Origin of the sequence: Pseudotabrizicola formosa, from assembly GCF_002900965.1 — a bacterium.
Taxonomy (GTDB): domain Bacteria; phylum Pseudomonadota; class Alphaproteobacteria; order Rhodobacterales; family Rhodobacteraceae; genus Pseudotabrizicola; species Pseudotabrizicola formosa.
Genome location: NZ_PJOM01000002.1, coordinates 414,404 through 437,744 on the forward strand (window position 1 = coordinate 414,404; position 23,341 = coordinate 437,744).

At 56.6% G+C, this 23,341-nt stretch carries 16 protein-coding genes; 8 read left to right on the plus strand and 8 right to left on the minus strand.

The window, feature by feature from the left end:
- The first annotated feature begins 51 nt into the window (after nt 1–51).
- Together CXR43_RS06080 and CXR43_RS06085 are read left to right on the plus strand one after the other, a co-directional pair.
- Complete coding sequence (locus CXR43_RS06080) at nt 52–843, plus strand: gamma-glutamyl-gamma-aminobutyrate hydrolase family protein (protein WP_168219764.1); 792 nt, start codon at nt 52–54, stop codon at nt 841–843.
- Between the two features lie 70 nt (nt 844–913).
- A complete protein-coding gene (locus CXR43_RS06085; RefSeq protein WP_103333167.1) occupies nt 914–1,600 on the plus strand; it encodes a D-lyxose/D-mannose family sugar isomerase in 687 nt (228 codons plus the stop codon).
- An 88-nt stretch (nt 1,601–1,688) separates the two neighbouring features.
- Here the strand turns inward: CXR43_RS06085 and CXR43_RS06090 are convergent, their stop codons facing one another.
- Nucleotides 1,689–2,741 carry a L,D-transpeptidase gene (locus CXR43_RS06090; protein ID WP_103333168.1) on the minus strand — a complete coding sequence of 351 codons (1,053 nt, stop codon included), beginning with the start codon at nt 2,739–2,741 and terminating at the stop codon, nt 1,689–1,691.
- Between the two features lie 216 nt (nt 2,742–2,957).
- Nucleotides 2,958–4,154 carry a kynureninase gene (gene kynU, locus CXR43_RS06095; protein WP_103334053.1) on the minus strand — a complete coding sequence of 399 codons (1,197 nt, stop codon included), beginning with the start codon at nt 4,152–4,154 and terminating at the stop codon, nt 2,958–2,960.
- A gap of 178 nt (nt 4,155–4,332) precedes the next feature.
- Between kynU and CXR43_RS06100 the strand changes: the two genes are divergently transcribed.
- From CXR43_RS06100 to CXR43_RS06115, 4 genes are all read left to right on the plus strand, one after another.
- Nucleotides 4,333–4,806, plus strand: coding sequence for a methyltransferase family protein (locus CXR43_RS06100; RefSeq protein ID WP_103333169.1), 474 nt, complete (start codon nt 4,333–4,335; stop codon nt 4,804–4,806).
- A gap of 119 nt (nt 4,807–4,925) precedes the next feature.
- Entirely contained in the window at nt 4,926–6,503 is a 1,578-nt protein-coding gene (locus CXR43_RS06105) for a Re/Si-specific NAD(P)(+) transhydrogenase subunit alpha (protein WP_103333170.1), read from the plus strand.
- 13 nt (nt 6,504–6,516) lie between these two features.
- Nucleotides 6,517–7,950: an NAD(P)(+) transhydrogenase (Re/Si-specific) subunit beta gene (locus CXR43_RS06110; protein WP_103333171.1), complete on the plus strand. Its 1,434-nt coding sequence runs from the start codon at nt 6,517–6,519 to the stop codon at nt 7,948–7,950.
- A 167-nt stretch (nt 7,951–8,117) separates the two neighbouring features.
- Nucleotides 8,118–9,401 (plus strand): DUF3422 family protein, encoded by a 1,284-nt coding sequence (locus CXR43_RS06115; protein WP_103333172.1) that lies wholly within the window; start codon nt 8,118–8,120, stop codon nt 9,399–9,401.
- A gap of 168 nt (nt 9,402–9,569) precedes the next feature.
- Here CXR43_RS06115 and CXR43_RS06120 read toward each other — a convergent pair whose 3' ends face one another.
- On the minus strand, nt 9,570–10,559 hold the full coding sequence (locus CXR43_RS06120; RefSeq protein ID WP_103333173.1) for an ABC transporter substrate-binding protein: 990 nt from the start codon (nt 10,557–10,559) through the stop codon (nt 9,570–9,572).
- 279 nt (nt 10,560–10,838) lie between these two features.
- On the opposite strand from CXR43_RS06120, the gene CXR43_RS06125 reads away from it, so the two are divergent.
- The gene (locus tag CXR43_RS06125) at nt 10,839–12,161 is read left to right on the plus strand and encodes a tyrosine-type recombinase/integrase (protein ID WP_103333174.1); all 1,323 of its coding nucleotides are present in this window, start codon (nt 10,839–10,841) and stop codon (nt 12,159–12,161) included.
- Between the two features lie 250 nt (nt 12,162–12,411).
- Here the strand turns inward: CXR43_RS06125 and CXR43_RS17700 are convergent, their stop codons facing one another.
- Complete coding sequence (locus CXR43_RS17700; protein WP_146036472.1) at nt 12,412–12,597, minus strand: hypothetical protein; 186 nt, start codon at nt 12,595–12,597, stop codon at nt 12,412–12,414.
- A 322-nt stretch (nt 12,598–12,919) separates the two neighbouring features.
- The gene (locus CXR43_RS17705) at nt 12,920–13,963 is read right to left on the minus strand and encodes a hypothetical protein (protein ID WP_146036473.1); all 1,044 of its coding nucleotides are present in this window, start codon (nt 13,961–13,963) and stop codon (nt 12,920–12,922) included.
- 263 nt (nt 13,964–14,226) lie between these two features.
- Here CXR43_RS17705 and CXR43_RS06130 point away from each other — a divergent pair, with 263 nt between their 5' ends.
- The gene (locus CXR43_RS06130) at nt 14,227–15,573 is read left to right on the plus strand and encodes a Fic family protein (RefSeq protein ID WP_103333175.1); all 1,347 of its coding nucleotides are present in this window, start codon (nt 14,227–14,229) and stop codon (nt 15,571–15,573) included.
- 363 nt (nt 15,574–15,936) lie between these two features.
- Here CXR43_RS06130 and CXR43_RS06135 read toward each other — a convergent pair whose 3' ends face one another.
- From CXR43_RS06135 to CXR43_RS06145, 3 genes are all read right to left on the minus strand, one after another.
- Nucleotides 15,937–16,752 (minus strand): hypothetical protein, encoded by an 816-nt coding sequence (locus CXR43_RS06135; RefSeq protein WP_146036474.1) that lies wholly within the window; start codon nt 16,750–16,752, stop codon nt 15,937–15,939.
- 304 nt (nt 16,753–17,056) lie between these two features.
- Nucleotides 17,057–18,958: a hypothetical protein gene (locus CXR43_RS06140; RefSeq protein ID WP_103333177.1), complete on the minus strand. Its 1,902-nt coding sequence runs from the start codon at nt 18,956–18,958 to the stop codon at nt 17,057–17,059.
- Nucleotides 18,951–23,123, minus strand: a complete 4,173-nt coding sequence (locus CXR43_RS06145; protein ID WP_146036475.1) for an HTH domain-containing protein — start codon at nt 23,121–23,123, stop codon at nt 18,951–18,953. The genes CXR43_RS06140 and CXR43_RS06145 overlap by 8 nt, the downstream gene beginning before the upstream one ends.
- Nucleotides 23,124–23,341 lie beyond the last annotated feature (218 nt).

Genomic DNA, 23,341 nt, shown 5'->3' on the forward strand with positions numbered 1-23,341 from the left:
CGGGTTTGGGCCTATTGTGACGCCATGGAACATGAACATGGCTGCACGTCTATGACTCCTCCGGCAACCCGCCGCCCCGTGGTGGGCATCATCGGCAATATGAGCCTGCTGAACGAGACCTATCCGGTCCACGCCGGGGGCACGATGAATTCCGAAGCGGTGGCCGAAGTCGCAGGCTGCCTGCCCATCATCATCCCTTCCGACCCCCGCCTTGTGGTGGTCGAAGAGCTGCTCGATCTGTGCGACGGCTTCCTGCTCACCGGCGGGCGCCCCAATGTGCACCCCAGCGAATATGGCGAGGATGAAACCCCCGCCCATGGCAGCTTTGACCGCTGCCGCGATGCGATCACCCTGCCGCTGGTGCGGGCCTGTGTCGAACGGGGCCAGCCGGTGTTCGGCATCTGCCGCGGCTTTCAGGAGGTGAATGTGGCGATGGGTGGCACGCTTTACCCCGAAATCCGCGACCTGCCGGGCCGGATGAACCACCGCATGCCCCCCGATGGCACGCTGGAGGAGAAATTCGCCCTGCGCCATACGGTCCGCTTCACCCCGGGCGGGGTGTTCCATCAGCTGATGGGCGCGCAAGAGGTGATGACCAACACGCTGCACGGTCAGGGCATCAACCGCCCCGGTGCCCGCATCGTGATCGACGGCACCGCCCCCGATGGCACGCCCGAGGCGATCTATGTGCAGGGCGCGCCGGGCTTTACCCTGTCGGTGCAATGGCACCCGGAATGGAATGCGGCAGGCGACCCGGTGTCGCGCCCGCTGTTCGCCGCCTTTGGCCGTGCGGTGGCCGATTGGGCGGCGGGACGCCGGCCCGTGGCCTTGCGCAGCGCCTGACCGCTTGTTTGCGCTAACCCTTGCGCTATAACGGCGGCGGTTCCACAGGGAGGCTGCCGTGACCCATTCCATGACCCGTTCGCGCATCAATGACATCATGGCGCAGGCCGATGACATGATCCGCCATTTCGGCTTTGTCCTGCCACCCTTTGCCTATTGGACGCCTGACCAGTTCGTCGCGCACAAGGCGCAGGCGGGGCGGATCATCGCCTCCCGCATGGGCTGGGACATCACCGATTACGGGCAGGGCCGGTTTGACGAGATGGGCCTGTTCCTGTTCACCCTGCGCAATGGCGCGCTTGCCGATCTGCAGCGTGGCGGCGGCATGTGCTATGCCGAAAAGCTGCTGATCTCGCGGCAGGATCAGCTGTCGCCGATGCACACCCATGTCATCAAGGCCGAGGACATCATCAACCGGGGCGGGGCCACGCTGGTGGTCGAGCTCTATGGCAGCGATGATCAGGGCCGCTTTGCCCGCGACCGGGGCGGCATGGTACGCTGCGACGGGCTGGAGCGCGCCTATGCCCCGGGCGAGAAACTGAAACTGGCCCCGGGTGAGAGTGTGACGCTGATGCCCGGCGACTGGCATGCCTTCTGGGGTGAGGGCGGCGATGTGCTGATCGGCGAGGTGTCCACCGTCAATGACGATCTGACCGACAATGTGTTTGTCGAACCCATCGGCCGCTTTGCCGAGATCGAGGAAGACGTGGCCCCCACCCATCTGCTGGTCAGCGATTACGATCGCTGGCTGGTCTGACCGCGCCGGGCAGCGGGCATAGACCATCTGGGCATGAAAAAACGCGCGCACCACAGGGTGCGCGCGTTTTGCGCTCTGTCCGGTCCCTTCAGCCCTGCGGGCACAAGCCATTCACCAGCGGCACGGCGCAAGCCGGGGCCGGGGTGGCTGCCGGCGCTGCGGGCGTCGCTGCGGCGGGGGCAGGCGAGGCCGGGGCCACGGGTGCCGATGTGGCCGGCGCCACGGGGGCAGGTGTGGCCGCCGTGGCCGCAGGGGTCGTGGTCGCGGCCGGCGCCGATGGCGCTGCCGGTGTGATCAGCGCCGGCGACACCGCGGCGGGGGTTGGCAGGCTGGGCCAGGCCGTCGGTGCCGTGGACATTGGCCCCGTCACCGCTGCAGGTGTCACGCTGCCATCAGCCTCTGCCGTGGTCGCAACCGCCGGTTCCGCCGCTTCGGCTTTCTTCTTTTTCGGCGCGGGCGGTGGCAGGGTCAGGCCCTTGGGCATCTGGCCGCTGGCGGTCAGCACGATGACCTTGGCCCCGTCCGGCACGCGGTTGTACAGATCAATCACATCCTGATTGATCATGCGGATGCAGCCCGAAGAGGCATTGCGCCCGATCGACCACCATTCCGGCGTGCCATGGATGCGGTAGCCATAATCCACACCATTGGTGGTCAGATACAGCGCGCGCGATCCCAGTGGATTGGTCGGCCCGCCGGGCTGGCCCTTTTCCCATTTCGACAGCTCGGGCTTGCGCTCGATCATCTCTTTCGGCGGGGTCCAGGTCGGCCATTGGCGACGATTGGTCACCAGCGCCTGACCCGACCACTGAAAGCCCGCCGCCCCGACCGCGATGCCATAGCGGATCGCCTTGTTCTTGCCGGTGATGAAATACAGATGCTTGGTCGCCGGATTGATGATCACCGTGCCCGGCACTTCTTCGGTCGGGAAATCGACCACCTGCCGCTTGAACTGGTCGGGCACCTTGGCCGGATCGATGGCCGGAATGTCGATGCCATTGTCCTTGGTGGCCAGATACATGGTTTCCGCTGCGGGCACCGTCACTGCCGGACCGGTTGGTGTTGTGGTGGTGGGCACACAGGCAGAGAGGCCTGCCGAGACGGTGATGGCAAGCAAGGCCCGAAGCGCGAAAGAAGACATATGGAAATCCCGTCAGAAATTCAAAAAACCCGCAGGCGCTGACCGCGACGCTAGCACCGCAAACCTAACCGAGCCGTTACCAGAGGTCAAAGCCCTTGCGCGAAGCGGCGCGCATTCGGCCACCCGCTCGCGGAACTGTGATTTCCGGGGGGCGCCGGTGGCCACAGCCCGCAGGCCGGGGCGGGCACCCCTGCGCCGGCCTGCTGCGAAAACGGCTCAGGTGACCTTGGCGCGGGCCTTGAACTCGGGCCGGTCCCAGCTGCCACTGGCCATGATCTGCGCCAGAATCGCCACTGCGCCCTGCACATCGGCGTCCGAGGTATAAAGCGGCGTAAAGCCAAAGCGCAGGATATCCGGCGCGCGGAAATCGCCGATCACGCCTTGGGCAATCAGCGCCTGCATGATGGCATAGCCGTCCGGATGGCGGAAACTGACCTGTGACCCGCGCTGCGCCGAATCGCGCGGCGAGGCAAGGGTCAGGCCGGGGCAGGCGGCCTCTACCCCCGCAATGAAGGCCTCGCACAGCTGGACCGATCGGGCGCGCAGATCGGCCATGTCAACCGCGTCCCAGATGTCCAGACTGGCCTCCAACGCGGCCAGCTGCAAAATCGGCGGCGTGCCCACCCGCATCCGCTCCACCCCCGTGCCGGGGCGGTAGTGCAGATCAAAGGCAAAGGGCGCCGCATGCCCCAGCCAGCCCGACAGGGCCGGGCGCACCACATCCTGATGCCGGGGGGCCACATAGATGAAGGCCGGGCCGCCGGGGCCGGAATTGAGGTATTTATAGGTGCAGCCCACCGCAAAATCGGCGCCGCAGCCCGCCAGATCCACCGGCAGGGCCCCCGCCGAATGCGCCAGATCCCAGACCGTGATCACGCCCTTGTCCCGCGCAAGCGCCGTCAGCGCCGCCATGTCATGTTTGCGCCCGCTGCGGTAATCCACCTCTGTCAGCATCAGCACCGCCACCTCTTCGGTGATCGCCGCCGCCACCTCTTCGGGGGCAACCGTCACCAGCCGGTACTCTTCCCCAAGAGTGCGGCACAGCCCTTCGGCCATGTACAGGTCAGAGGGGAAATTGCCGGTATCCGACAGGATCACCCGCCGCCCCGGCACCATCTCCAGCGCCGAGGCAAGCGCCTGATAGACCTTGATCGACAGCGTATCGCCCAGCACCACCGATCCCGGTTCTGCGCCGATCAGCCGACCGATCCGGTCCCCCAGCCTTGTGGGTTGCTCCATCCAGCCTGCCGCGTTCCAGCCACGGATCAGCATCTGGCCCCATTCCTCGGTCACGCAGGCCGCAACCCGCGCGGCGGCGGCGCGCGGCAGCGGCCCCAGCGAATTGCCGTCCAGATAGATCACGCCCTGCGGCAGGTGAAAGCGGGCGCGGGTGGCGGCGAAATCGGTGGGCATCGGCGGGCGTTCCTTGGTTGTCTGCGCACGGCTGTTCATCTTGCGCACATTTGCGTGATTCCTGTCGCGCTGACAATGGGGCAAGCGGCGCGGTCACAGCGCCGCGCCAGCGGCCTTGCGTGTTGCCTTTGCGACAAGAGTGGACATAGTCCGGTGACATAGGACACGGAGCGCTGCAATGCCAAAGACCCTGACCGACTGGATCGACCTGCCGCCGGTCTGGCTTGCGCTGTGCATGCTCGTGGTCTGGGGATTTGACCAGCTCATGCCCTGGGGCCTGTTCGGCCCCTCGGGGCGACAGGCCGGCGCGGCCCTTGGGGTCATAGGACTGGGGCTGATGGCGGCGGCGGTCACGCAATTGCTGACCGCCCGCACCACCGTGGTCCCGCGCAGACAGCCGCAGACGCTGGTGACCGGCGGGCTCTTTGCCTGGTCGCGCAACCCGATCTATCTGGCGGATGCGCTGATCCTGTCGGCAGCCATCCTGTGGTGGGATGTGCCGGTCGCCGTGCCGCTGGTGTTCGGCTTCATGTTCCTGATCCAGCACCGCTTCATCCTGCGCGAGGAAAAGGTGCTCAGGGCAGCCTTTGGCCCGGCCTATACGCAGTGGGCCGCCCGCACCGGGCGCTGGTTTGGTCGCAGTTTGCGATAGAAATGCCGCAAATGACCAGAAGTCTATGAAATAATCTTGCGCGGCGCTCATAGGACCGCAATAGAGAAGCGGACCTGCGCCTGACGCGCGGCGCTGACCTGAACATCGGGGGAGATACTGTGAAGATCGGGGCACCGAAAGAGATATTCGAGGGCGAAAACCGTGTCGCCATGACGCCGGAGTCGGCGCTTCAGCTGATCAAACTGGGCCATGCTTGCGTGATCGAATCCGGGGCAGGGGCAAAGGCCGGATTTTCCGACGCGGCCTACGAAAAGGCCGGGGTTGAGGTCGTGGCCTCGGCGCAGGCGCTCTACGACGCCGCCGATGTGGTGGTCAAGGTGCGCGGCCCCGAGGCGGAAGAGGCCAAGCTGCTGAGATCGGGCCAGACCCTGATTTCCTTCTTCTGGCCCGCCCAGAACCCGGATCTGCTGGCGCAGGTCGCAGCACAGGGCGCCACTGTGGTCGCCATGGATATGGTGCCCCGCATCAGCCGCGCGCAAAAGATGGATGCGCTCTCATCAATGGCCAATATCGCGGGCTATCGCGCGGTGATCGAGGCGGGCAACAACTTTGGCCGCTTCTTCACCGGGCAGGTGACGGCGGCAGGCAAGGTGCCGCCCGCCAAGGTGCTTGTGGTGGGGGCTGGCGTGGCCGGTCTTGCCGCCATCGGCACCGCGACCAGCCTTGGCGCCATCGTCAATGCCTTCGACGTGCGCCCCGAAGTGGCCGAACAGATCGAATCGATGGGCGCGAGCTTTGTGTTCCTAGAATTCGACGCCTCCGAACTGCCCGATGGTGCGGCGACCGGCGGCTATGCTGCGCCCTCGAGCCCCGCCTTTGCCGCCAAACAGCTGGCCAAGTTCCGCGAACTCGCCCCCGACATGGATATCGTCATCACCACCGCCCTGATCCCGGGCCGCCCTGCGCCCAAGCTGTGGACGGCGGATATGGTGCAGATGATGAAGCCGGGTTCGGTGATCATTGACCTTGCCGCCGAGCGTGGCGGCAACTGTGACCTGACCGTGCCGGATGAAAAGATCGTCACCGACAATGGCGTAACCATCGTCGGCTACACCGATTTCCCCAGCCGGATGGCAGCACAGTCCTCGACGCTCTATTCCAACAACATCCGGCACATGCTGGCCGATCTGACACCAAAGAAAGACGGTGTGATCGCGCATAACATGGAAGATGACGTGATCCGTGGCGCCACCGTCACCCATCAGGGCGCGGTGACCTATCCGCCGCCGCCCCCCAAGGTCGCGGCGATTGCGGCGGCCAAGCCCAAGCCCAAGGCGGTGGAGCTGACCCCGGCCGAAAAACGCGCGCAAGAGATTGCCGCCTTCAAGACCCAGACCCGCAATCAGGTTGGCCTGCTGGCCATCGGCGCGGTGCTGCTGCTGGCCCTTGGCCTCGTGGCCCCGGCCAGCTTCATGCAGCATTTCATCGTCTTCGTGCTGGCCGTCTTCGTTGGCTTCCAGGTGATCTGGAACGTGTCGCATTCCTTGCACACGCCGTTGATGGCCATCACCAATGCCATCTCCTCCATCATCATCCTTGGCGCGCTGATGCAGATCGGCTCGGGGTCGTTCCTGGTGATCCTGCTGGCGGCGCTTTCCGTTTTCATGGCCGGAATCAATATCTTCGGCGGCTTCCTTGTCACCCGGCGCATGCTTGCCATGTTCCAGAAATCGTAAGGGAGGGGGCAAGATGGATTACGGATTCACCACCGCCGCCTATGTTGTTGCGGCCATTCTCTTCATCCTGTCGCTGGGCGGGCTTTCGGGGCAGGAAAGCGCCAAGCGCGCGGTCTGGTACGGCATTGTCGGCATGGCGCTGGCCATTGTCGCCACGCTCATGGGGCCGGGGGCGGGCAACTGGTTCCTGTCCCTTCTGATGATCGCCGGGGGCGGCGCCATCGGCTATGTCGTGGCCCAACGCGTGCAGATGACCGAAATGCCGCAGCTTGTGGCGGCGATGCACTCCCTCGTCGGTCTGGCGGCGGTCTTCGTCGGCTTCAACGCCGATCTGGAACTGTCGCGCGTGCTGGCGATGGACCCTGCCGCCCGCGTCGGGCTCGAAGGCTTCGCCGCGCTGCTGGCCAAGAAAACCGCCGTGGAAATCTCGATCCTGCGGGTCGAGGTGTTCCTCGGCGTCTTCATCGGCGCGGTCACCTTCACCGGCTCGGTCGTGGCCTTTGGCAAACTGGCGGGCAAGGTTGATACCACGGCCAAGAAACTGCCCGGCGGCCATCTGCTCAACGCAGGGGCGGCGCTTGGCTCGGTGATCCTTGGCGTGATGTATTTCAACGACGCCGGGATCTGGTCGCTGATCCTGATGACGCTGCTGGCCTTCTTCATCGGCTATCACCTGATCATGGGCATCGGCGGCGCCGACATGCCGGTGGTGGTGTCGATGCTGAACAGCTATTCCGGCTGGGCGGCGGCGGCAATCGGCTTCAGCCTCGGCAATGACCTGCTGATCGTGGTCGGCGCGCTGGTCGGCTCTTCGGGCGCGATCCTGAGCTATATCATGTGCAAGGCGATGAACCGCTCGTTCATCTCTGTCATCCTCGGCGGATTCGGCGGCACCTCCGGCCCGCAGATGGAAGTCACCGGTGAACAGATCGCCATTGACACCGAAGGCGTCGCGGCGGCGCTGAATGATGCCGACAGCATCATCATCATCCCGGGCTATGGCATGGCGGTGGCGCAGGCGCAGCAATCGGTGTCGGAACTGACGCGCAAGCTGCGCGCCAAGGGCAAGACGGTGCGCTTTGCCATCCACCCCGTCGCGGGCCGTCTGCCCGGCCATATGAACGTGCTCTTGGCAGAGGCGAAGGTGCCCTATGACATCGTGCTGGAAATGGACGAGATCAACGAAGATTTCCCCTCCACCGATGTGGCCATCGTCATCGGCTCGAATGACATCGTGAACCCGGCCGCGCAGGAAGACCCCAACAGCCCCATCGCCGGCATGCCGGTGCTGGAATGCTGGAAGGCCAAACAGGTGTTCGTCTCCAAACGCGGGCAGGGCACCGGCTATTCGGGAATCGAGAACCCGCTGTTCTACAAGGACAACACCCGGATGTTCTATGGCGATGCGAAAAAGTCGCTTGACGCGCTGCTGCCGCTGATCGACTGAGGCCCGTTTTTTGGGAAACACCCCCTCAAAGGCCCCGGCATCTGCCGGGGCCTTTGGCATTCGCGCAACAGGCGGGCGGCATACGCCGGTATTCCCGCAATTCGCTTTCCCGAACCTGCGCGCGCGCCCTAAGTCAACGCTGAGCCCCCCTGTGACGAGTCCCCCGCATGCCCACTTTCGCCGACCATCCGCAGCGCTACTCCATCGTGAACGAGCTGCACGCCCGCCCCTTTCCCGCCATCGAGGTGCCGGGCACGGCGGTCTATCTGGCGATCAAGGAACCCGAGGATGCCGCCAACCGCGACCGCAACCGCGACCGCAGCCACCTGCTGGATCTGCTGGACCGCAACGGCAGCGCCCATCCGCAGCCCGAAGCCACGCATTTCTTTGGCGAGATCGGGCGCAACCAGCTGAAATGGGAAAGCCACACCGAATTCGTGACCTATTCGGTCTTCGGCAAAGGTGTGGGCGCGCGCCCCTTTGATCCGGCCGAGGCGGCGGTCTTCCCCGAAGACTGGCTCTCAAAGGCCCCGGGCAAGCGGCTGTGCTCGGTGCTGATCCGCATCGAGCAGATGCCCGAGGATGAGGCCCAGGCCCTGGCCCAGCTGGAAGACTGGTTCGTGGGCGAGAGCCTTGCAGTGTCAAAGGTGGTGGATGGCGCGGCCATCGTGGCGGGCGATTTCCGTATCGATGCCGCAGGCCACATGCGCTTTGCGGTCTTCGTGCGGGCCGGCACCTCGCCGCGCCGCATCGGGCGGATCGTGCAGCGCCTGTGCGAGGTGGAAACCTACCGCGCCATGTCGATGCTGGCGTTGCCCCGGGTGCGGCATCTGAATACCCGGCTGAACGCGCTCGACCCGCGCCTTTCGGATCTGGTGAGCGCGCTCGACGGCGCCGAGCGCAGCGCCGAGGCGATGCTGCACGACCTGCTGGCGATATCGGCAGAACTGGAAAGCCTGTCGGTGAAATACACTTTCCGCTTTGGCGCCACCGCCGCCTATGAGGCGATCGTGAACCAGCGGATCGAGGTGATGCGCGAAATCCGCCTGGGCGGCCGCCAGACCTTCGCCGAATTCATGATGCGCCGCTATGATCCGGCAATGCGCACGGTGAAATCGGCGGAAAGCCGGCTGCGCAGCATGGCCGAACGCGCCGCCCGCGCCGCCGAACTCCTGAGCACAAGGGTCGAGGTGGACCGCTCGGCCCAGAACCAGAAATTGCTGGAATCGATGGACCGCCGCGCCGATGTGCAACTGCGCCTGCAGCGCACGGTCGAAGGGCTGTCAACGGTTGCCATCAGCTATTATGCGATCAATCTGGCCAGCTATGTGATCTATCCGCTGACCGAGGCCGCAGGCGTGTCCAAAGGCATGGGCCTTGCGGTGCTGACCCCGCTGGTCCTGCTCGGGGTCTGGCTCATGGTGCGCCGGATCCGCCATCATCTGGATTGACGGCCCCGGCGGCCAATGCCGCAGCCTCCGGCAGGAGGATTTTGAGACGCGGCAATGCCTATTATCTGTTCATAAATATCCCGGGGGGTCCGGGGGGCTGGCCCCCCGTCCGCAGGCTCCGCAAAGGCGACGCCCGAAACCATGCTCCGGGCGTCGCCACCCTAAACCCTAGTCCAGCGCCAGATCCGTCACCGCATGGGTCCAGGCCATGCCTTCCGGGGCCTTGGTGATCGCCGGATTGTCGGGCGACACGGCGGCCAGCAGGGTGGCCACGGTTTCCTCATAATCCGCCGGGTCCAGCTTGCCATCACTGCCTGCGGTCAGCTTGGCGACCTCCGACATCATGTATTGCTGGTGCTCCAGCCGCTGCGCGCCGGAATCGTCATTGTCGACGATGATCTGCGCGGCCTCATCCGGGTTGGCTTCGGCATATTTCCAGCCCTTCATCGAGGCGCGGACAAATTTCGCCATGGTCTCGACAAAGGCCGGGTCGGCCAGCCGGTCTTCCAGCACATAGAGCCCGTCTTCCAGCACGCCCACGCCCTCATCGGCATAGGTGAAGGTCACCAGCTGATCCTCGGTGATGCCCGCGTCAATGACCTGACCATATTCGTTATACGACATGACCGAGATGCAATCGGCCTGCTTTTGCAGCAGCGCATCGACGTTGAACGCCTGTTTCAGCACCGTCACCCCGCCCTCAGACCCATCGGTGGCCAGACCCAGCTTCGCCATCCAGGCATAGAACGGGTATTCATTGCCAAAGAACCAGACCCCCATCGTACGGCCCGGGAAATCGGCGGTGGTGGTGACGCCGGATTCTTTCAGGCAAGTGAACTTCAACCCGCCATCGGCAAAGGGCTGCGCGATGTTCACCAGCGGCAAGCCCCGCTCGCGCGCCGCCAAAGCGGCAGGCATCCAGGTGGTGATGATATCGGCGCCGCCGCCGGCGATCACCTGCTCTGGCGCAATATCGGGGCCGCCCGGCTTGATGGTGACGTTCAGGCCCTCTTCTTCATAGAACCCCTTGTCCTTGGCGACGTAATAGCCGGCGAACTGCGCCTGCGTCACCCATTTCAACTGCAGCGTCACATCCTCGGCGCTGGCCATTCCGGCCGAAAGTGCCAGCATGCTGGCCGCAAACATCGTCTTCTTCATTTCCAGACCTCCGTGTTGTGCCCCTCTCGCGGGGGCGTTGCCGTGTTATTTTCGCTGCGACGGGTGCCAGAAGGTCACCCGCGCTTTGTTTTTGTTAGCAGCCGACAGAACCCACTTTTGAGTATTGGCAAGAAATTTCTATACGTTTCAGTGTTTTGGCACGAAATCGGGTGCTGTTGTTGACACCTAAGGATTAAGCAAATATTAAATCTGGCAAGGGACGATGCTAACATTTGCTAACGGCCTCCGTTTGCGACACTGATTGTCAGAAAGCGACATATGGGTAAACTTTCCACGAATCGCGTCAAGTTTTCTTGGAACTCAATCAACAACTTACCCGATTGCACACCCGGAAAGTCCAGAGAAAACTACAAAGATACAGCATGTGACGCACTCACTTGTTCTGTCATGCCCAGTGGCGACAAGATTTTGTGCGTTTACTACCGTGTGCATCATGCCAATGGTTCGACCTCTAACAAATATTACAAGCTAGGTAAGTATCGTTCGTGGGACATCGACGAGGCCCGTCAAGAGGCCATGGAGTGCGTTCAGAAGGGTAGGGAAGGGTGGAACTACTCAGACTACAAAAAGCACCTAAGCAAGCAAATTTCTGACGAAAAAACCAAGGAACAGATTGCTGTCAGTCTTGATGGTATTGGAGAGCTTCCAGGACAGATCGGCTACGCATGGATCAACCATTGCGAGCACAAGGATGGCATCACGGAACGGCATCAGCGTCGTTTGAGAACCACATACCAAAAGTATGTATATGAACACTTTGGCGACACAGCATACTGCGTAGATGTCTCAGAGAAAGATATCATCGCATTCAAGAATAAATTCGTAGATCGAAAAGTTTCGTTTAATCGTGTTCGCAAAGAACTCGTTATGTGTTTTGATCGCGAGATCAAGGAGGGACGCCTGACACATAATATTATTCGAAATATTAAACCGTTTCCAGAAAAGGTATCTCGTGTTGTTCTGACTGATAATGGTGCACAGGAAGCCTTTAAATTCTTTGGTAGTCTCGAGAACTTCGAAGAAGCGGACCATAACCATGTCAGATTTTTGCTGATGGTCCTAATGACCGGCCAGCGTCCAATTATTTTGAGGAGCCTTCTCAAGAAAGATGATGGTGAAAGAAATTTTGTTGACTGGGAAAGAAAAGAACTCGTTGTTCGTCAGCATAAAACGGACAAGAGAACAGCATCCGCTTATGAAACGGTTCCACTGCATGATGGTGCATATGATGTTCTGAAAGCGGCCTCAGATGCAAATCCTAGGTCTCGATATGCAATTCCACCCTTAGGGCCGCGTTCGATGCGGTCTGACAGACAGATTTCAGAAGCTGATCACCGCGATATCTTCAATAAGTATAAAAATCGCTTTGAGACGCAGGGAACGGGAAAGCTGACGATTTATAAGTTGCGGCACACCTTTGCGACCATGCTGCTCAAGAATGGTGTTCCGTTACATGTAGTGGGTTCGATGCTGCTACACGCTCCAAACTCACCCGCGACCACCATTTATGCTCAAATCCTTGAGGACACGAGATATGATGCAATAAAGGTTGCTGGGACGATGTTTGGGAAGACAGGGTAGGAGAATGCAATATCAGGTGCAAGATGAAATACTTGAATTCACCGGCCTCAATTTTACGGTTGCTTCCTCAGGCAGTGTTCTCTCAAGATCGCAAGTGCCGCAACATCGAATTACTTCCCATTCTTGCGGACTTCAACGAACGGCCTCTTCGATCATTCATGATGACGGAGAATGGCAGGTCGTAAATTCGGTTGTGCTTAGATAGAAAATTTACGCCTATCGTCACTGACAGCAGTTATGCAGGAGAAGTTTATGAATTTACTGGAAAGCTGTAATGTGCTGATCTCTTCTCATCTCTGAAGAAAATATCAGCAAACTGACCATGTTCACGAGCTTGGTAGAAGATCATAGTAAGAGCGGCCACCAGATCTTTCCCCGTTGCCAAGTGATGGGTTAACTCATGTAATTGTCGATACGATGGAAGAATACTCATCATGCCCTTATCCTTGGTCAGAGCATAAGCCATATCTACGTACCAATTATTATGCTGCGGGAAGACTTCTTTTAACGACAACGATGCCGTAAACCGTCCTGCCCTCCAAAGACACAGTTATCTCGGAAAGGTCAGTTACTAATTCCAAGGGCCCATCTTGGATCACTTTAATAGCCCCTCGAAGTTGACTAAATCCTTGTTCAGCAAGTTTCTTAACAGAAAGGGCTTTGCGATCTATAGATCTTGACAAGATTGTCTCATTGTTGGGGCTGTCCTTGGCTTGTACAGTGAGTATATGCTCGTCATCAATTGCTATGATGTCAGCTCATTCGAGTCCGTCAGCTTGCTTTTTGGGCCCAACCAATACAAGGCCAGACTTGAAAGAGCGAGCTAAGCATTGAGCGATGTCATCCTCGGACTCCAGTCCGGGATCATTACGAACTAGACTAGATACTATTGGAGAATATAGTAGATTCTGATGGACGTCTTCCATGTTAGCGATTGAGAAGTCGTCGTCATAAAGTGGCTCTCCCAATTTGGCTTCGAGAGCGTTTTCGTCGTCGACTTCGCATCGTGCGCTGAACCAAGCTACCGCCGCATGATGCGCTTCGAGAAAGTTATCCATATTGGGATAGATTTCCGCAGTCGCAAAAACTCTTTCAACATCAGATTTAACGAGATCGCGAGATCTATATGCAAAGCGCTCTCTTTTGATCTCATCAAAAAAGTGGATTTCCAGCTTGTTTGATGATAGGCACGCCAGCAAATCATGACGGAGGCCATTATCTTCCATAATTGGCGTGTATATAGTTAGCGGATTTTCATAGTCATCCCGGAACGCTGACACCAAACCAAAGGAAGCTTTGCCGTTTAACTGTATCTGAACACGGTAGATGTGAAATCCACCACGAATCTTAGCAGTCAGAATTGTTTCCTTGGTTGCTTTTACTACGAGCTTTGATGTGGCCTCGGGCGACCTGGATGGAAGTGGTATGAGACCAGTTCGAACGGATTCCAGATAGGGCCTAAGCTCGGGAAAATCGATCAAAAAAGCATGAATGAATCGGACATGTATTGGCTCCAGCGTGGCGATCTCCGCGCCAATAGTAAAGATGACATATCTCACAAGGAGATAAATCTGATGACGTTCATACTCCGCTCCTCGCCGAAAAGACCTTACAAGGCCGCGCATCAATACCAAGTGAGATTGATTCTGTCGCCGAGCTGACTGCGCGGCTGCTTCGGAAAAACCGCTAGCTCCGTGATGCTTCTCTTCGCGAGGTGTGACTCGATATTGTTTGATATAAAGAAAACTTCGACGCCCGCCAAGAGGGGGGGGACCGCATAGGCGCAGTGCAGCATTGTCCAATGGGGGTTGTCCGCGCCCCTTTTTGACGGCAAGTCTCAGGAATGCGGCCCTGCGGCGGAAACTTCGTCCGACTGTCCGCAAAGGGCCGAGTTCGTCTGTCCAAGAGCATCTTCGCAAGGGGCGGAGAGCGGACTGATGCAGTTGCCGTAGCGCTCCAAGATAAGAAACCTAAGCAGACGTCTGTCTGAGCTTGTCCAGCACGTGTGACTTAGTTAGCTTATACAGGCGCGGGAATGGCCGCTTTTTGAGTGAGGATTGCTGGCATGAAAATTCCCCTCGACGGTTCGCCCTACGCGCTTTCTCAAGCAGCCGAAAATCAGATCGTTTCCAACATTGACGAGATCGAACAGCGCGTATTCTTGCTTCGTCAAGCCGGGCACATGACCGAAGAGACACTTCGAAGGTATTATGGCTCCAAACGCTTTGAACAGGTCGCGGAATCCAACGCAATTGAGGGCAGCACGCTTAGCATCGGCGAGACCGAAGTCGCGGTGCTAAAAGGCATAACATTAACCGGACACGATCCGGCGTATGTCCGAGACGCGCTGGCGCTAGATGCGGCCCTCTCCCGGACCGCTGAGTTTGCAAGAATTAAAGAACCGACCGATATTCCGCAGCTTCTTGAGATCCACTCGCTCATCCTAGGTGATCGCCCTGGCGGCGGGCAATTTAGGAATGAAAGGGTAAAGATCAGTGGCTCTGATCACGTCCCCCCAAAAACGTGGAAAGAGGTGATGTCACAGATGGAGCAGTGGGAAGCGTGGTCACGTGACAATCGAGATGCACCCGCGCCAATACGAGCCGCAGTGCTGCATGCTTGGCTGGCCCACATCCATCCGTTTATCGACGGCAACGGCCGGACAGCACGTGCAATCTCTAACCTAGAACTGATACGCGCAGGATATCCACCACTGATCATTAGAAAAAAGGAACGCGACCGATATATCGACGCACTGTCACAATCCGACTCCGCAGGTGACATCGCCTCGTTTATGGACCTTATCATGGAGCGAACCTCTGGTGCGTTCCTCGGGCTTGAGAGAGCTGCTGTGGAACAGCAAGCATTCAATCCGGTCATGGCGAAGCTCCGGCGGACGCAAGCACTGAAATTGGAGGTCTGGAGGAGGAGTGTTGACTTGCTTTCATCACGGGTTGAGCTAAAACTTGCTGAGAAACTTCCTGACCCGTCGATTCAGATTTACTTAAGGGACTTCGGGGGTGTCGCGGACCTAGACGATTTCCTGACTCTATGCGCATCTAAATCAATAGGTAGTAGCTGGGCCTTTCGGGTTTCGATTAAGGTCGGCGGTGTTGGGCGTTGCTCCTTCCTTGCTTTCATAGGGCATCGTTCATTCCAAATGCGGGAGCTTCTCAAAGGTGAAGGGGGCCCTTCTCTGTATTGGTCGATCTACGATCAGAATTACGAGCGGAAGTGGCGGCAGGCCTTCGAAGATGCACCCTACTTCAAGGAAGCGACAATTGCGTTGGATCAAGGTGACATCTGGAATTCAATTAAGTCCGATGACGGCGTAACAAAGGATTCCACAATTGACCTCGCAGATAAGGTTGCGTCGTCAATTGTTGAATCCGTCGGGCAGATGTTGTCTTAGTCACAGAGTGAGTTTTAGATGGATGAGAAGATTCGGCTCCCAACCTGAGATTGACCGTTGATTGGTTTGGAAGTAACGGTTCGAAGACATAGAGAGCAATCAAGATCTTCTCAAGTTCGATTTCGGTTTGTCTTATGCTGCGAGCTTAAGGTCGTCTAAGGGCCGATCAGGTCGATATGGCGGCGCGGGCCTCAAGAAGGGCTCGCCGCGCTGCTGCATGACCGCTTTGAGCCCTTAACAGACAGTCATGGTATCGAAGCAACGGACCGCTGCCGCCACCCCAAAATCACTACGTTTTCAGTTCCGGCGTGTGTCGTAGCGGGCAGCCACGGAAGCCTTCCGGCCAATCGCCATGCGGCAATGCTATGATTTGCGTGGCCCGTATAGAACGGCAGAGCGCTCCTTCGGGAATATCCGATGTATCCCCTTATTATCTGAGGTTTGGAAGCGATGAGCCGTCTTCTCCAATACTTCAGGATGGTGATTTTTCTCATCAATGATAGCGAAGAAGCCGCCGTTCTTGTGGTATACGGCTTGAACGAATGACACCTCTGTGACTTCATCACGCACAAACCTGTAGAAAAACTGATCGTCGACTGGTTTCTTGGCATGGACCATTGAGTGCCCTGGGCCAAGAAGGCGCGCAACTTCATTGGCAAAATCATCATCCTCGTTACATTTTGTCAGAATATCGATGCCAACAACCGCATCTTTGCTAAGTATTTGTTTTGTATGATGATACCAGTAGGCGTAAGCTTGCTTTGCGGACCATGTTGCCAGGTGCTTTGATGCCTCAGGTGTAAGCTCCAAGAGCTTCGCGCCCGCGATGATGAAGCCGCTTTCTGATTTGATGTCAGCATTCTCAACCTTCGCAAATATTGGCCTGAAATTTCGCGCCACCGTTCTTGCTAAGTTCATTTGATGCTCTGTGAAGGCAGCTGTTTTTAGCAGAGCCTCTGTGCGACCGGACATAAATATGAAGGCCGCTAGTGCGTCCAGTGGTGCTGGGCCTTTGTTACAGCGTTTACATGACGGAAACTCATAGCCTTGTGGTCTTTGCTTGTCATGGAAGAGGGATTTAGGAGGAGCGTGTTCCGTATCTTCTGATAGGCGATTTCCGCCGCACAGGATGCAGGGCTTTCCTTCCCTCATCCGCCGATGAGCCGATCCACGTGCCATATCCCGCTATGTTCCCTGTATCGTGCAACTCGAAGAACAGCTTACAGAGTTGGTGGCGTGAACAATAGCGACTTGGCACGGGCTCATCCGAACGGTAGCTCCGTCCGCCATCGATGACATTCGTCTCCGGATTTTGCTGCGCCAGGCCATGAGCGGCCGCTTCGGGGAAACCGCACTGTAGCGTCGGCGCGTGTTCGACAGACGGCCATGGGCGGAAAGCGGAAGTTCGCTGCGTGTGCGCGAGGATGGGTACTGCCCCAGAAAACCGACATTCAAAACCGATCAGATGGTGCGATTCTGGATACTAAATTTGCTGAGCTTTTAGCAAAGCGCTTGCCTTTCCTAGCCTTGGCCAGAATTCGGGTCGAAGGTCCAGCAACTCTTCTAGACATGCTCCTAGATAGGAACTCTGCTCATTAGTGAGCCGACAATGAGCAACAAAATCAATCATCTCAACAAGCTTGCTATCACGCAGTTTGCCCTCATAGACAGCAGACAGTGTTGTTGGGAGTGAGAAAAGAGCCTCGCACTTCAAAGCCTCAGGCTTTCGTCGCATTACTCGACGGGTCAACTGCCAGATTTCCTCTGCAAGCTGCTCGTTTCTACAGACGGCTGCGACGCGCGCTAAACCATCTACGAAGGCACCAACTGAAAAGCTTTCGTCACTTTGGGCGCCGAGGTCGACACGTCTGAGAGCCGCCACTGACAGCGAAACTATTTCGGCTGGAAGTTTGAATACAGCGCCGCCACTAACGAGGCCATTGAAACCTTTAATACCTGGAGGATCATTCCTTAGCTCTGACTCAATAAGGGTCTTCCAATTATCAGGCAAACTCGCCGGTTGCTCCGCTCCACCTTCGAGCGGACCAGGAAGGAAGGAGTAGGGAAACTTCAGCTTATCCGATAACAACGTGTCGGAACCATCCTCAACGTATTTTTCTAGTGGCGTCCCTTCAAGAGAACTCTTCTTTGATGTGATGGCGTTGCTTAGCCGAGAGATAAATTCCGTTTTGAGTTGGTGTGGGGTGGCAAACTCTGGCACCCATCCGGCTTCCAAATGAGCATCGAGATGTCCTACCACAAATGCGCGGCGCGCAACCCGTTGCGCCAGTTCGAAAGCAGCTTTGGTAGCATCGACCCTTTCAGAAATCAGGATTTCTTCCAGAAACGAGGCGTGTGAGAACTCGACCAGGCGCCTAGCAAAGACCGGTGATCCATCGAAGCCTGATGAAAGGCTTAACCGACCGCTTACAAAGAAGAACAGGTTACTCAGCAATTCAAAACGACCTTCTTCCGGCTCATTCAGAAAGAAGTCGATGATGCCAGCGATCCGTTCTTGCATTGAAATGCTTACATCATCTCGGGCTAGCATTGCCTCGACCAAACCTAGCTTCGAAAACAAAGAACCTGATTGTTCTACATGGTCAGCCAGTCTCGCGAAATCATCACCTGATAAGCTCTCGATTCCAATCACTGTGGCAACAGAACTATGTATGCAGAGCCTTAAGGCCTCTGGATAAAACTCCACGCCATAAGCCTTTGTTCCCGCGTCAATACGAGGCTTTACCACCCGCTCTATGAAATCGGCGAGCGCGTGAGCGTCAGTTGTAGTTGGGTATGCTAACCGCCAAAATACAGGATCGCTTGGTACCAGCGTTTGCAAGTTACTAATTCCATTCGCGATCTCTCGGCGGATCCGCGAAGCAACGGCCACAAACGACCGTTCAACATCCTGTTCTAGTAAGACAAGCTCTGGGCAGCTCAGCTTGCTTGCTTTGGCTCTTGCAGACCAGTGCTCGACAACACTGCGTGGAAGTTGAAACTTGGAGGCGAGATTTTCAAAAATTCTTAAGCGTTTATCGGGATCGACTTGTAGTGGCCAATACCCGTCAATAGAGATCTTGGACTTTCCATTTGTTAGGAGGAACGTTGCTTGCTCCGGGTCATATCCGTCCGCAACCCAAACAGCATCAGTGTCGGCTTCCTTCAGCTCTACGTGTTTTGTGCCTTTGAACACCGACAGGGCACAATCGTACAGGTCCTCGGCAACGAATTTGTTGCCGTCTGGAAGAAATGTCACCATTGTTGAAACCGGCAGCCCAAACCGGCTCATGAAACTGTGCTCAGCGATAATCGCTTGACGGATCGACTCTGGAAATAGCTCCAAAGTAACCGCTGCGGACAAGGCGACCTCTCGATCAGTCATGAGTCAGCCGCTCTCTATCTTGCCCCGTTAGCATGTTCTCCATTAACTCTTTCGAATAGCTGACGATCTTCTGAAAAACTTGTGGATGCCGGTTTTTCAAGGGCTGAACAATGTCATCTTCTACCCAAGCGAGATAGGCTTCTCGGTCTCTTTTGGATGCACCTTCAGGCGTCGCCAGCAAGCCTACTATGTTCGCGATCAAAAGACCTTCGACGCTGTTATTTTGAACATCCGTGCTGTTGTCACCTGCCCAAAGTCTCAGATCAACAAGGTCAAACAGCCAGCTAGATATAGCCCTGCTGAGTTGGAGGTCCTTGGCACCTTTCCATTGTTCTCTAATGACATCGTTCACAACCCGGTTTGACCGCAGCAGCCAGTGAATATCGTCTGGAACAGTGAGACACTCGGAAAATCTAGCAAAGAGGTAATATGCCTGAATCTGAAGTAGGTTCCTGCCGACCCGCAACTGCCCTTCCTTGACCGTCACCTCGCTGACATAAGCGCGCAATTCTTCTATCTCTAGCGGAACAAATAGGTGCCCGCGCTGCCTCAAGTCATTCAAAGCTCGAAAGAAGTCGTCGTTGCTAATTTCTTTGCTTCTCTGAAGTGATTTTAGGATGTCCAAGGTCGAATAGACCTTGCTCCTACCATTGCTTCCATCCACCGTTGCATGTCTGTTCAAGAATCTATCGTCTACTACGATGGCATCCGGTGAGGTCAGGGAGCCAAAAACCGACATTGTTGGATGGGACCACAACCGTCGATTATCGTCGAGTTCATCTTCGCGACTGTCGTTCGCGAGGACAGTAGCTCGACCAGCAGATATCTCGCGAGACAACGTCTGGCGCAGTTCTACTAGAGAAGTCTCAACCTTCGACAAATGCTGCATGTGCTTTCGTAGCGCCATTGCGTCAGCTTGAGTTGCCTCGTCAATTATGACGTTGACTCCACAACCACAGAAGAGGTCGAGCAAATTGAGATGCTGCAAATTGGAGACGGTCAAATCGTCTAGATAGCAGTTACTACCACCACTGATGGCAACTTCCTCGGGCCAAGACGTTTCTTGAAGGGCCAAATACTCAAGAGCGGTATCGCGTGTGGTGGTGGAGATCCGACCTTTCTCGTGAAGAAATTCGACTGCAGAAGAAGTTGATACGAAGAGATGATCCCAACCTGACAAGGTGGCGGCTTCATCGCCTAAGCTGCCTACCTTTGAAATTGGAAATCCTCGAACGACGAATGCCTGGTTACCCTTTGAGCGATCTCTGTCAGCATTCCCCACCAAAACTGCCAATTCATTACCAATCTCTTGTTCGAGTTTGGTTAAGCGAAATGGGTGTGCCGAGCGAACCTTGACCTTGCTATCCAAGATGAGATGGCAAAGGGCATCGGCGCGTTCGATCCTGCTAGGCTGGTGATATCTAACTTCAGAAATTTCCTCCAATAGCCAGCCAATAGTTGAATGAGGAATCTTAATTTGTTCAAAGTGCTTAAAGACGGCCTCAAGCATATCTAGGCTCTGAAGTGTCATGAGCGATGTCGCTTCAAGACCGATTTCGATCTCGACTATAGAGCAAGGTGGTCTCTTTCCGCTAAAGCTCGGAATAGCTATGACATCAGACCGCCTATCCTGGCATTGATTTGCCTCTGATCGACTGAGAGTGAAGTCGACGAGGTGCCGATTGAGTGCTTCTGCAGCCATAAAAATTGGGCATTGAGAGGCGCGGAGCGTGTCGGCAGTGCGAGTGGCGTGCTCATTCCAGCCTAGCTGTTTGTCTACGATTTCTCGCAAGTCAGCTCGATACATAGGGCCATTTTCGTCGGACAACGAAATCGCCTTGTGCAGCCATGACGCGACTTCATCACTTTCCTCCCAACCGCCTTTGGATGCCAAAAAGTAGGCTCCTGCAAACGCAAAGCCATCCGTCTCGGATTTGGCAACAGCGGCCCTGACAAGCTCCTTTTCACGACTGTGTCCTGTGACTTGTGCCAGTTGAGCGGCTTGCAGGAGTTCCTGGGCAGAAAGATGAACGCGAATGTCCCATGTGTTTTCGATCTGTTGTGGCAGCTTTTCCCAATCTCCCTTCGCAACATATGCGTTGGTCAGCATTCTAGATAACTCAGGGTCATGCTCCTTCGACAACATTCCTTCGGAAACCTTGATGCTTCTGACCACGTCGCCTATCTCGTACAGCGACCAACAGAAGACCTTCCCGAGTTCTCGATCTTCCAAGAGATGAGGATATGCGTCTAATACTTCAACTGCATCCGAAAACCGCTTTGTTTCGGTCAAGACCCGTATGTATCGCTTCGCATCAGCAAAGCTCCCTGTCCTTTTGAATAGTTCGGCACTATATCGATGGCACGTTTCCCATGCTTGGCTATCAAACAACTCGTCAACCAGGTGGGCTAGGGTCTGCAGGTTGTTTTCTCTTTCATACTGAGCCCTGAGCAAGGCGGAGGGGTCAGCACCCTCCGCAACTCTGATCATTCGATCAAGGTCGTCGACCTTTCCATCACCAAGCAACTCGCGCTTATTGTTGAGTAGATGTCTTGCCTCGACACCCATTTCAGATCGAGCCAAAAGCTCGATTTCGATACCAAGCAAGTTCTCTTCGGCAATAGCTCTTTCAATTGTTGCGCGTCGCTTTCTGAACTCGGAAAGAGCCGACTTTGGGGAACTAGCCGTCAATGCAATTGCAAGAGCAGTGCATCCGGTGTCGATATTGCCGCCACCACTTCGCGCAATCTCCTGATCGAGCTCTTTCATTAATTGATCACGATCGATTTCGATGCCGAACTGGAGAGCCAAATTTGCACGGCGCATCCTAAGCGCTCTGTCCTTTAGTTGCTCACTTAGTTCTGTCTTTGCCTCTTCTCGGCTGTTCGTCGCGGACAGCCTGAGCCAGAGTTCAAAGTCTTCCTGGATCAATGCAGAGCCGTCCAAGCCAATGGCATGTAGTTCTTTTCCAGCAATCTGGAACAACTTGATGGCCTGATCACGATAGCCATCTGCACGAACGCCAGACGACAGACGGAATCCTCGGGCAAAGAATGGCGGTGTGTGATCAAGGGATGCCCTCATCTCTTCCGGCAGTGCGAGCTGTAAGCTTGCTCGCGCAGAGACGGAGGCAAGGGCCGGGGGCAGAGATTCATTCGCCGAGTCTAGTGCCTCGAGGCAAGATTCCAGAAGGCTCCAGTTTCCTGTTTCTGAAGCAGCAAGTATTAACCGTGTTCTCCCCCCATTGTCATAGTCCTTCCAGCCATATCCAGCTTCAGCGCTCCAACGGAGCGCATCGCTCGGCCCGGCATGGTTGATTTGGATAATGAATGCTGCTGATCGGGTTCCTGAAGTGTCGATACCATTCAGGGAAGCAAGCGCATCGCTCACCTTACCTTCTGCAGAGGTCAAGAACGCGTCAGCGATGGCGATTTCTTCACATGATCCGAGAGCTTTGGCAGAGGCTAGAACTGATCGAGCAACGTCACGGTTGGAAAGCGACAACAGTCGAGCGCACCAAGCGAGGCCAACCATTCTCGTGGAGGGAGATGCATCCAAGAGATCTCCGTGTGTAAGCCGCTCAGAAAGCCGCAAAGCATTCTGCTCAGTATCGAACCCTCCGAAATAACGCGCGCTGACGATCCTGTTTAAGTTGCTTTGTAATTCCCTATCAAAAACTTCAGCTGCAACCGGTTTTCTAAAAATTTTTGGATAGTGCTTCTGAAGCAATTCTGGGTAGTTCGAAAGCCGCCTACGGATCTCATCCCATGAGTAGACTTCGACACGAAAAGCAATGCCGGTGGATTTGGATTTGTTTATTGCCGCAACATGGTCTTGGACTGTTACATCGTTCGGCGCAGTCGTAAGTAAGATGAATTCGTTTAGGTCTGGGCGAAATTTCTTTGCCTTGGCTATTTCACTATCAACTTCATTTATGGTTAACGTTGATGGGGGCCAATTTTTCTTACCTTTGCATTGAGCGCCACACTGCTTGCCTTCGTTGTCCACGCCTTTGATATCTACGCCGTTTTGCCGTTGCCCTCTGCGACCGTATAGCTGGGTGTGGCGATCACCCCATATCTCACCCCAGAGATCAGCGCATATGACCTCAAACTCGTCCCAACAGGACGGTGGAGGAAGATCGGTTGTAGCAGGGGTTGGCAATTCAACACCTTCTATAGACTATTCACGAGGCAATATTACGATATCTAGTTTGATATCCTATGCAGCCGGAACTGGATGCGCAAGAGCCCATGACCTCCACCATGCAACCCAGAGAAGTCCGGACACGACCGTCACGTCTGGATAGGCCACCACAAGAAGGGCTCGCGGCAAACTAATGCTGCGGTGGGTACAAATGTCCGGTTTGGCGACCTTGCGCC

Bases quoted from the DNA above. Each gene is read 5' to 3' on its own strand.
- CXR43_RS06130 (WP_103333175.1), top strand. From the start codon at position 14,227: ATGAAAATTCCCCTCGACGGTTCGCCCTACGCGCTTTCTCAAGCAGCC.
- CXR43_RS06085 (WP_103333167.1), top strand. From the start codon at position 914: ATGACCCGTTCGCGCATCAATGACATCATGGCGCAGGCCGATGACATG.
- CXR43_RS06115 (WP_103333172.1), top strand. From the start codon at position 8,118: ATGCCCACTTTCGCCGACCATCCGCAGCGCTACTCCATCGTGAACGAG.
- CXR43_RS06135 (WP_146036474.1), bottom strand. From the start codon at position 16,752: ATGGCACGTGGATCGGCTCATCGGCGGATGAGGGAAGGAAAGCCCTGC.
- CXR43_RS06125 (WP_103333174.1), top strand. From the start codon at position 10,839: ATGGGTAAACTTTCCACGAATCGCGTCAAGTTTTCTTGGAACTCAATC.
- CXR43_RS06140 (WP_103333177.1), bottom strand. From the start codon at position 18,958: ATGACTGATCGAGAGGTCGCCTTGTCCGCAGCGGTTACTTTGGAGCTA.
- kynU (WP_103334053.1), bottom strand. From the start codon at position 4,154: ATGCCCACCGATTTCGCCGCCACCCGCGCCCGCTTTCACCTGCCGCAG.
- CXR43_RS06120 (WP_103333173.1), bottom strand. From the start codon at position 10,559: ATGAAGAAGACGATGTTTGCGGCCAGCATGCTGGCACTTTCGGCCGGA.
- CXR43_RS06110 (WP_103333171.1), top strand. From the start codon at position 6,517: ATGGATTACGGATTCACCACCGCCGCCTATGTTGTTGCGGCCATTCTC.
- CXR43_RS06090 (WP_103333168.1), bottom strand. From the start codon at position 2,741: ATGTCTTCTTTCGCGCTTCGGGCCTTGCTTGCCATCACCGTCTCGGCA.
- CXR43_RS06100 (WP_103333169.1), top strand. From the start codon at position 4,333: ATGCCAAAGACCCTGACCGACTGGATCGACCTGCCGCCGGTCTGGCTT.
- CXR43_RS17700 (WP_146036472.1), bottom strand. From the start codon at position 12,597: ATGATGAGTATTCTTCCATCGTATCGACAATTACATGAGTTAACCCAT.
- CXR43_RS06080 (WP_168219764.1), top strand. From the start codon at position 52: ATGACTCCTCCGGCAACCCGCCGCCCCGTGGTGGGCATCATCGGCAAT.